The 9,832-nt window shown below is 48.5% G+C and carries 9 protein-coding genes; 6 read left to right on the top strand and 3 right to left on the bottom strand.

The annotated features are described in order from the left end of the window. The first annotated feature begins 350 nt into the window (after positions 1-350). The 3 genes from D9T21_RS06740 (at position 351) to D9T21_RS06730 (ending at position 4,463) form a co-directional block, all read left to right on the top strand. Positions 351-1,985 carry a tetratricopeptide repeat-containing response regulator gene (locus D9T21_RS06740; RefSeq protein WP_123324278.1) on the top strand — a complete coding sequence of 545 codons (1,635 nt, stop codon included), beginning with the start codon at positions 351-353 and terminating at the stop codon, positions 1,983-1,985. Between the two features lie 133 nt (positions 1,986-2,118). After that, entirely contained in the window at positions 2,119-3,261 is a 1,143-nt protein-coding gene (locus tag D9T21_RS06735; RefSeq protein WP_123324277.1) for a GAF domain-containing protein, read from the top strand. After that, positions 3,192-4,463 (top strand): diguanylate cyclase, encoded by a 1,272-nt coding sequence (locus tag D9T21_RS06730; RefSeq protein WP_377907584.1) that lies wholly within the window; start codon positions 3,192-3,194, stop codon positions 4,461-4,463. The genes D9T21_RS06735 and D9T21_RS06730 overlap by 70 nt, the downstream gene beginning before the upstream one ends. Here D9T21_RS06730 and D9T21_RS06725 read toward each other — a convergent pair. Both D9T21_RS06725 and moaA read right to left on the bottom strand, forming a co-directional pair. Further along, entirely contained in the window at positions 4,453-5,001 is a 549-nt protein-coding gene (locus D9T21_RS06725; RefSeq protein WP_123324275.1) for a GNAT family N-acetyltransferase, read from the bottom strand. The two genes, D9T21_RS06730 and D9T21_RS06725, sit on opposite strands and share 11 nt — an antisense overlap. Positions 5,002-5,005: 4 nt before the next feature. After that, positions 5,006-5,971, bottom strand: a complete 966-nt coding sequence (moaA, locus tag D9T21_RS06720) for a GTP 3',8-cyclase MoaA (RefSeq protein WP_123324282.1) — start codon at positions 5,969-5,971, stop codon at positions 5,006-5,008. 119 nt (positions 5,972-6,090) lie between these two features. On the opposite strand from moaA, the gene D9T21_RS06715 reads away from it, so the two are divergent. From D9T21_RS06715 to D9T21_RS06705, 3 genes are read left to right on the top strand one after another with little or no spacing between them, the layout of a single operon-like run. Then, on the top strand, positions 6,091-7,872 hold the full coding sequence (locus tag D9T21_RS06715; RefSeq protein WP_123324274.1) for an ABCB family ABC transporter ATP-binding protein/permease: 1,782 nt from the start codon (positions 6,091-6,093) through the stop codon (positions 7,870-7,872). A 2-nt stretch (positions 7,873-7,874) separates the two neighbouring features. Continuing rightward, positions 7,875-8,102 carry a DUF3820 family protein gene (locus D9T21_RS06710; protein WP_241155651.1) on the top strand — a complete coding sequence of 76 codons (228 nt, stop codon included), beginning with the start codon at positions 7,875-7,877 and terminating at the stop codon, positions 8,100-8,102. Between the two features lie 4 nt (positions 8,103-8,106). Then, positions 8,107-8,436 (top strand): hypothetical protein, encoded by a 330-nt coding sequence (locus D9T21_RS06705; RefSeq protein ID WP_123324273.1) that lies wholly within the window; start codon positions 8,107-8,109, stop codon positions 8,434-8,436. Positions 8,437-8,458: 22 nt separating this feature from the next. Here the strand turns inward: D9T21_RS06705 and D9T21_RS06700 are convergent, their stop codons facing one another. Beyond that, positions 8,459-9,802 (bottom strand): class II 3-deoxy-7-phosphoheptulonate synthase, encoded by a 1,344-nt coding sequence (locus D9T21_RS06700; protein ID WP_123324272.1) that lies wholly within the window; start codon positions 9,800-9,802, stop codon positions 8,459-8,461. Positions 9,803-9,832 lie beyond the last annotated feature (30 nt).

The following is a 9,832-nucleotide window of genomic DNA, read 5'->3' as shown; positions in this document are numbered from 1 at the left end:
CTGGTTCAACACCTTCGTTGCGAGTCACAGCAGACGTCCACCATCTCTTTTATCAAGCGCTAAGATACAATTAAACATATAACAGCCTTTGTACCGTTCACTGGTTCAACACCTTCGTTGCGATTCACAGCTGAATTCGACTCCCGTTTTCATGCACTTATTTTTATCCAACTTCAGCTCTGCTAGTTTAGTTTACTCAGATATTGTGCCCTGCCCTTATTTAACGCTCGGACCTTAAGCCTCTGCTATGCCTGTTTGTTTTTCGTGACAGTGCTCAGTATTCAGGTTTTAATAAGATTTATTAGCAAGTTGCCGATAAAGCATTCAGAAGCCAAACGGAAATAGCGGTAATGAATTTAAAGTTAGCCAGACAGACTCGTGTATTAGTCATTGACGATCAGGTCCTTGCCAAAGGCTATCTGAAATACTCACTGGAAGAGCTGGGCTTTCAGAATATCGAGTATGCCGATCGGGTAAGTACTGCACTCACCTACATTCGCCGTAATCATTACGATCTTATCGTCTGCTCCTACGACCTGAAAAATGAACAGGACGGCTACTTTCTTTACGACCAGCTAAAAGAACACAACGAACTGCCGCCAAGTACGGCGTTTGTTTTTATCAGTGCCGACACAACTGCAGATATTGTGCACAGTATTGTTGAGCTGCAACCAGACGACTTTCTGGCCAAGCCTTTTACCGTGCGGGAACTCGACCGCCGCCTTGGCCGGTTGTTAACCCGGAAACAAGTACTAAAACCGGTTTATCAGTTTATTGAACAAGGCTCTCTGGATAAGGCACTTCTGGAGCTGGAGAACTTTTTAACTGAGCCGCGCAATTCTGAGTTTTTCCCGCTGGCCTTAAAGTTAAAAGGCGAACTGTTATTAGCCTGCAGCCATTACGATGAAGCCAGAGAGTTTTACCAGGCGATTATCAATGTGCAAAACTTTACCTGGGCTCAGCTCGGTCTGATCCGCAGTTTTATTTCGCTGGACCTGGATGAAGAAGCGGAAAAGCTGGTTATCGAGCTGGCACTCAAGCAAGACTCTATGCTAGCCGCATATGACTTGCTGGCGGCCTTGCAAATTAAGCACAAAGAATTTGAGGATGCGCTGGAAAGTGTTGAGGTTGCCAGTGAAATTTCACCCCGAAATATTCACCGCCATGCCAAAGCCCTGGATTTGTCGAGATTAACCCACGATTACGAGTCGCAGTTTGAAGCGGCCAAGAAAATTGTCAAAATTGCCAAGAACTCCATTCACGACAAGCCGGAAATTTATCTCAATGTGGCCCGGGCGGGCATTGATTTTGCGATGACCGCTGATGAAAAACACACCAAACGCCTAATTAAGCAATCCACCGAGTATTTAAAGCAGCTTAAGAATAATTTTCCGAAAGCCGACATTGATGATCAGTTAAAAGTCATTGATGCCCGTTTGCTGTACCTGGAAGACGAAGTGGATAACGCCAAAGCGCTGCTCGACCAACTAAGTGATGATACCTGGGAAACCGAAAGCATTGAAGGGCTCCTCGATAAAGCGAAAGCTTTCCATGAGGTGGGTTTTCAGGAGCATGCGCTCAATATCCTCGACCTTATCGAACGCCGCTGTCACAACGATCCAGCACAAAGTAATTTGTTTTTACAGTATGTCCAGCAGGAAAAAACTGAGAAAGCAGAAATCAGTCTCAGTCCAAAAGAGCTTAATAACAGTGCTGTTAACCAGTACCAGCGCGGCGATCTGGAAAAAGCCCTGCAAACCTTCCGCCAGGCATTTACCATTATGCCTAAGAACCCATCCATTGCGCTGAATTTGCTACAGGCCGCAGCCATTAACCTTCGTGAAGCGAATAGCGAGGCGGCAAAAGATACCCTCAGTACACAGTTAATTCATAATTGCCTGAAAGCCATTGAGTCAGGCAAGCTCACCGAAGAGCAGGAACAACGCTATCAGCGTGTCAAAAAGGTATTAAAAGACCTGACTTAACCCCTACACCCCGCTCTCATCATGGCTTACAGCCTGATTATTTTGCATTGAGACTTTGCAGTTTTGCTAGTTTGAGACTATTTATTAAGAGTAAATATTTATTTGGTATCACTCTAAGCAAAATAAACCTCACATGAAAATAAAGGCTCTAATCGAGAAGTATCGCCTCAGTGACGATGAATATAACGACATTCTGGATCAGTTTATTCAGTCAATTGCTGAAATGTTTGATATGCCCATTGCTTTTTTGGCGGTGGTGGAAGGTGAAACTCAGTGGTTTAAAGCCAAATTTGGTATCGAAGCAACAGAGATCCCGGTCAGTGACTCAATTTGTAAGCTGGTAAAAGAAACCGGCAATGTTATTTATATAGAGGATACGCTGCAGGACGAACGTTCCCGGGATAAACTTTGTGTTACCGGGGAGCCATTCATTCGCTTTTATGCGGGCGTGCCCTTTCAGCTCCAGAACATCAAAGTGGGTTCGGTGTGTGTTATGGACACCCGCCCCAGGGTATTAACCCCCCAGGACGTCGAACTGCTAACCAAATTCAGTCAGCATCTGGCGCAGTGCATCGAATTAATCTACGCCAATTTGCGCACCGAGGACGAACACCAGTTATTAAATAATTCTCCGGCTGCTCTTATCCGCTGGCAGGCAAAGCCCTCAGTGTCTACCTCTTATCTGTCTCAAAATTTCAGCAAATTACTGCGTGTTGATATCCCCGAAGATGTTTCACTTTTTCAGTTGGAAAGCTGCATTTATCCTGAAGACCTCGACGGTTTTATGTTTGCCATGCGTAATCACCAGCAGGGTGCTACGTTTTGTGAATGTGACTTCAGAGTCGTTAACAGAGGTCATTCCCCAATCTGGTACAAACTGGTTTCCCGCGGCATCTTTGAAGAAGGTCAGCTGATAGCAGTACAAGGCTTATTGCTCAATAACGCCGAACAGAAATACCTGGAACAGCGTATTCTGGAAACCAACGAACGCATGCGACTTATTCTTGAAGCTTCCGGACTTGGCACTTCAGACTGGGATTTGCGTAACGACAACATGCGCGTGAACAACCGGATGTGTGACATCGTCAGTATGCACCCGGATAGCGTAGACACCAGCATGATGTATTGGGCGCAACTGGTACATCCGGCTGATAAAGAACGTATGCGCGATGCTATAGTAGACAGCCTGATTAACCCCAAACCCCGCTGGATATTGAATACCGACTGCAGTCCGCTGCTGGCGGTTACCGCTGGGTCGAAACTTACGGCAAGGTAGTGACCCGGGATAAGAACGGCCGGGCAGAACGCTTTGCCATGACTCACAGGGATATTACCGAGAAAAAACTGTCCGATCTGGAAGCCGACAAGCAAAGACGGTTACTGGGTTTTATTAACCACGCACAAAACCTGTTTGTTGCACAAAAAGATTTGCAACTCGCCTGTGAACAGATTTTCCCTGAACTCATTGATCTGGCAGAAAGTGAATACGGCTTTATTGGTAAAGTTCATTACGAGGACGATAACCCCTGCCTGCATATTTATGCGATTTCAGATGTCAGTTGGAGTGAGGAAACCAAAAAACAATATGAATTGTTTAAACAAGGCAAATTAAGATTTACCAACCTGAATAATTTGTTCGGCCATGTGATTACCTCAAATTCACCGGTTATCGCCAACGCGCCAAGAAAACATCTGGCTTCAAAGGGCACTCCCCAGGGACATCCGGTACTTCATCGTTTTCTCGGACTACCGATTAAACAATTCGGTAAAGCGGTAGGTGTAATAGGACTGGCAAATAAAGCAGAAGATTACTCACAAAATGATGTGAACTTTCTTACTCCGCTTACCGATACGCTGGCTAACCTGTTCAGAGCGGTTGAAGTAGAACAAGCCCGTTATGAAGCTGAGCAACGCCTGGAATACCTGGCGTCTACCGATGCACTTACAGGTTTGATGAACAGGCGAGCTTACTTTAACCGTATTCAGTCATTAACCGACAGCGAACAAGCCAACCTGTGTATTTGCATTATCGATATTGATAACTTTAAAAAGCTTAACGACACCTATGGTCATCCCGCTGGAGATAGTGTGCTAAAAGAAGTAGCCCGCGTACTGGAGCATTCAGTAAGAAGCTCAGACATGGTTGCCCGGTTGGGCGGCGAAGAATTTGGCCTGATTCTGGACTCAGGAGAGGAACAACAATGCAGTCAAATCCTGGATGACATTATGGCCAGCATCAGGGCTATCAGCATTGAAACGGAGAAGGGGCGGATAGACACTACAAGCATTAGCGTTGGGGCAACGCTGGTTTGTCGCAGCACACAGTCGGCGACAACGTTTTTTGATTTGGCCATGAAAGAGGCAGACGACGCATTATACGAGGCCAAACGGCAGGGCAAAGACCGCTATTTCTGGCATCATCAAATGGACACTGACTCACCGGAAAGTAATCAGCAGGTGGCAGCGGTTACCCATTAAACGGGTGGGTACTATACACCACCACGTCTTCGTCAAAAATCGCATCGGTATAGCGCTCCGTACGCAGATACTGCATGCCTAGTTTCTGCATTATATTGATAGAACCATGATTATCCTCCAGCGCTATAGCAGAGAACTGTGGGCATCCTGCCTGGCGCAGCGAGTCCAGCACGGCTTTAGCAGCTTCCGTTGCATACCCTTTCCCCCAGCTCTGACGACGAAAGCGCCAGCCAAGCTCAAGGTTATCCGGCTGCGGAGCACCGGTAAAAAAACCTAACGGGCGAACCAGAATCCAGCCAATCGCTTGCCGATTACCCGTGCTCAAGCTGACCTGCCATAATCCCCAGCCTTTCTCTTCATTATTGAAAGACTCGATGCGGGGAATAAACACTTCGTCCACTTCTTTGCGCGTGGTTTTTCTGCCACCGGTTAAGTAGCGCATAACCTCTTCATCCTGATCAATTTCAAACAGGAAATCCCGGTCTTGTGCGGTAATACGACGATAAGTTAAACGCTCGGACGGATTAACAGTGAGCATGTTATTATCCGCCCAGCATGGAAAGATTTTTAGTGATCCCGGTAATGCCTTCCTGTAGGTAATGAGACACTTTTTTATCGGCCAGGCTCGACGCCACAAAGTCTTTAACAGCCTGCACATTGCCCGACTCTAATGACTCACGTAAATCGAGCCCCTGTTCACTGAATAAACATAAATGCAACTTACCCAGTGCAGTAATGCGCAAGCGGTTGCAGCTGTCACAGAAATCACTGCTGTAAGGCATAATAAAGCCAATCCGGCCAACATAATCAGGATGAGCCAGTTCAATGGCCGGGCCGGCATCCTTACCACGCGGCAACACCTGCCAGCCCTGAGCTTTAAGGGCTGCCAGATGAGGTTCGGCACTGACATGATGAGATTTGAAAAAAGCCTTGTGCTGGCCGGTTTCCATCAGCTCAATAAATCGAACCGTTACCGGCATATCTTTCAGCCAGGCAGTAAAGTCGCGTAACTGAGCTTCAGCCCAGGGGCGCAGCAATACCGCATTAACCTTTACATTCATACCCTCAACGATGGCTGACTCCACACCATCGAGTACGGCATTCAGTTTGTCCTGACCACTAAGCAGTGCAAACTGTGCCGGCTCCAGACTGTCCAGACTGATATTAACCTGCTTCAGCCCGGCCTGGGCCAGTGGCTCTGCCAATGAGGCCAGTTTGCCCGCGTGAGTGGTCATCGCAACTTTACTGATCCCTTCGGTTTGCGCACAGCTGGCAACCACATCAACGATATCTCTTCGCAGAGTGGGCTCGCCGCCGGTCACCCGAATTTTCGAGGTGCCCATTTGCGCAAAAGCATTTACCAGGGTGTCAATTTCATTTAGGCTCAGAAACTGCTGGGCCTGGCCCTGATAACCGTCGGGCAGGCAATACTGACAACGAAAGTTGCATACATCAGTAATGGACAAGCGCAGATAATAAAATCGGCGACCAAACGAATCTTGTAACAAATCAATGCCTTTAGGGTTAAGGTCAGCTATAAGCATCGCACATTGTGCTGTCTGGCCATTCTACCTTATGTCGGGCCACAACATAACCATTGTTATTTTAAGGGTATAAAAGAGGATACATGCGCCCACATCGCCAACCGGTTGATCCCAACACACCTATGCAGTGGCAGGTATTTCGGCAATTATGGCCCTACCTGCTGGAATTTAAACAACGGGTTATTGTCGCCCTGCTATGCCTTGTGGCGGCCAAACTGGCCAGCATTGGCCTGCCTTTTATTCTTAAACATACCGTCGACAGTCTCAACGACGACACCGTTAAAGCCCTGGCCGTGCCGCTGTCACTGGTATTCGCTTATGGCGTATTACGCCTGTCCAATGTGTTGTTGGGCGAGGTGCGCGACACACTGTTTGGCCGGGTAACTGAGCGCGCTATGCGTCGTCTCGGCCTGCAGGTGTTCGAACACTTACACCGGCTGGATCTGGGCTTCCATCTGTCCAGACAAACCGGCGGACTGTCGCGGGACATAGAACGGGGTACCAGTGGCATTAGTTTTCTGATGCGGTTTATGGTGTTTAATATTGGCCCTACCCTGCTGGAAATCGCACTGGTAGTAGGCGTATTACTGACTCAGTATGGCGTATCGTTTGCGCTGATTATCCTCTGCTCAGTAATTGCCTATGTCTGGTTTTCAATGAAAGCCACCGATTGGCGCACTGAATATGTCCGCCAGGTTAATCAGGCTGACTCCAGCACCAATACCCGCGCCATCGACAGCCTGCTAAATTACGAAACCGTGAAGTATTTCAATAATGAGCAATACGAAGCCAATCTGTACGACAGTAACCTGGCCCAATGGGAAACCGCGCGCCGCAAAAACCGTTTATCCTTATTTGCCTTAAACGGTGGCCAGGCTTTTATTATTGCTACCGCCATGACCAGCATGCTATTGCTGGCAGCCCTTGAAGTCAGCGAAGGTAATATGAGCATTGGCGACTTTGTGCTAATCAACGCCTTCACCATGCAAATCTTTATGCCGCTCAACTTTCTGGGGTTTGTTTACCGCGAAATTCGAGGTTCACTGGCCAATATTGAAAACTTATTTAAACTGCTCGACAGAACCCCGCAGGTAGATGATAGTCAGGATGCAACAACGCTGGTTACCCGTGAGGGGCGCATTGAGTTTGAGCAGGTCAGCTTTGCTTATCACGACGACCGCCCGATCCTCAGCAACGTTAGTTTTACCGTAGAACCTGGTAGCAAGGTTGCCGTAGTAGGCGAAAGTGGTGCCGGAAAATCCACCCTGGTGAAATTACTGTTTCGTTTTTACGATCCGGCATCCGGCAGGATTATTATCGATGGCCAGAATATTGCGGGCGTCACGCAGCACAGCTTGCGTCAGCACATTGGCATTGTGCCCCAGGACACAGTGTTATTTAACGATTCTATATTCGAGAACATCCGCTACGGTCGGCCCGACGCCAGTGAGGATGATGTGCATGAAGCTATTCGTCTGGCCCACCTTGATCAGTTTATCAGTCAATTGCCCGAAGGCGCCCAAACCAAAGTAGGCGAACGAGGCCTTAAACTATCCGGTGGCGAAAAGCAGCGGGTGGCCATCGCCCGGGCAATCTTAAAACGCCCGGCGATCATGGTCTTCGATGAAGCCACTTCGTCTCTGGATAGTCAGTCTGAACAAGCCATACTGCGTGCGCTGCGGGAAGTCGCCAAAGGCCACACCAGTCTGGTGATAGCCCACCGTTTGTCAACCATTGTGGATGCCGATAAAATTCTGGTCATGAGCCAGGGCCGACTCATCGAACATGGCAATCACGATGAGCTGCTGAGTCAACAAGGCGTTTATGCCGGCCTCTGGCAAGCACAGCAAAAACAGGCAACTTAACCATGACAAACTCAATGCCCGACGCGGCAGCCCTTAAACAGGCCATTAATCAGACCATGCCCTTTGGCAAATATGCCGGGCGTAAGCTCATTCAGTTGCCCGAACCTTACCTGGTATGGTTTGCCAAGCAAGGCTTTCCGGCCGGAAAACTGGGGGAGCAACTGGCGCTGATGTATGAAATCAAACTGAACGGCATGGAAGGTATGCTTACGCCGTTAATCGACGACTAGCCCCATGGTTTACCATCAAAAAAAGTATCAGCAACACGAAGCAGATAAACTTAGCCTGTGCTTACACGGCTGTATTGCACGCAAAGTGCTGGCTGAGCCGGCATTGTTAGACCAGGCGACAACCACATTACAACAGCGCTACGAGCAAAAACTGCTCAGCTACGGTGCCTACCTGAACTGGCAGGCAATTCTTGCGCAGGTAAACATGCCGGAAAACTTCATTAAAGCGATGACAGCCACCGATAAAACCACCACAGCCCTGCGCCGAAAAACCATCTTTACCGGTGTCCTTAACGAAAAAGAGCGCAGCGATTGCCTCGCTGCGCTCTTATAACACAAAGATTGTGGTTGGCTGATTACTTACTGCGTAAGTGGTCTGCCACCAGGAACGCCATTTCCAGTACCTGATCGGCATTCAAACGCGGATCACACTGGGTTTTATAGGCTTCCTTGAGATCTTCGTCGCTGATCTGGTAAGCGCCACCGGTACATTCGGTAACGTGCTGGCCAGTCATCTCCAGGTGAATACCACCTGCATAGGTGCCTTCGGCTTCATGGGCCTGGAAGAACTGTTTAATCTCGCTCAGGATGGCATCAAAGTTACGGGTTTTGTAACCACTGGAAGCAGAGAAAGTATTGCCGTGCATGGGGTCGGAACTCCACACTACGTTACGTCCTTCGGCTTTCACCCGGCGTAACAGTCGCGGTAAATTCGCTTCCAGCTTGTCTGCTCCCATTCGGGTGATCAGAGTGAGTCTGCCCGGATCGTTATTCGGGTTAAGCGCATCAATCAGACGAATAAGTTCGTCTTCTTCCATGGTCGGGCCAACCTTCACACCCACAGGGTTATTGATACCGCGGAAGAACTCAATGTGCGCATGGTCAAGCTGACGTGTACGCTCACCAATCCACACCATATGCGCAGAACAGTCATAAGGCTTACCCGTTAGCGTATCAATACGCGTTAAGGCCTGCTCATAGTTAAGCAACAGCGCTTCGTGAGAAGTAAACAATGACGTTTCGTGTAACGATGGCGTATTGGTAGCGTTAATACCAATGACGTCCATAAACTCCAGGGTATCCTGAATGCGACGGGATAGGTCCAGATACTTATCTTTTTGCGGATTATTTTCCAGAAACGCCATATTCCAACGGTTCACTTCATGCAGATCAGCCAGTCCGCCCTGCGCAAAAGCGCGCAACAGGTTTAAGGTGGCTGAACTACGATGATAAGCTTCAACCAGTCGTTGTGGATCAGGTCGGCGTGCTGCTTCAGTGAATTCAAAGCTGTTAATAATATCGCCTCGATAGCTGGGCAGCGTCACACCATTGATGGTTTCAAAATCCGAAGAACGTGGTTTGGCGTACTGGCCGGCCATGCGCGCGACTTTGGTTACCGGGCAACGGCCGGCAAAGGTCAGAACAATAGCCATTTGCAATAGTACTTTAAAGGTATCGCGGATCTTCGGTGCATTAAACTCACTAAACGATTCCGCACAGTCACCGCCTTGCAGTAAGAAACCTTTACCTTCGCATACCTGACCAAGCTGGCGACGCAGCTCTCGGGCTTCAGCGGCAAACACTAAAGGAGGATACGAACTCAGGGTTTGCTCTACCTGGTCCAGTTCAGCTTTATCCTCGTATTCTGGCTGTTGCAAAATTGGCTTTGCGCGCCAGCTATCTGGTTGCCAGTTATTCACTTAGCACCTCTTTCAAATGGGAAATTTCAG

The organism is Marisediminitalea oceani (assembly GCF_003731635.1).
Lineage (GTDB): Bacteria > Pseudomonadota > Gammaproteobacteria > Enterobacterales > Alteromonadaceae > Alteromonas > Alteromonas oceani.
This window is presented reverse-complemented; position numbering and strand designations above follow the sequence as displayed.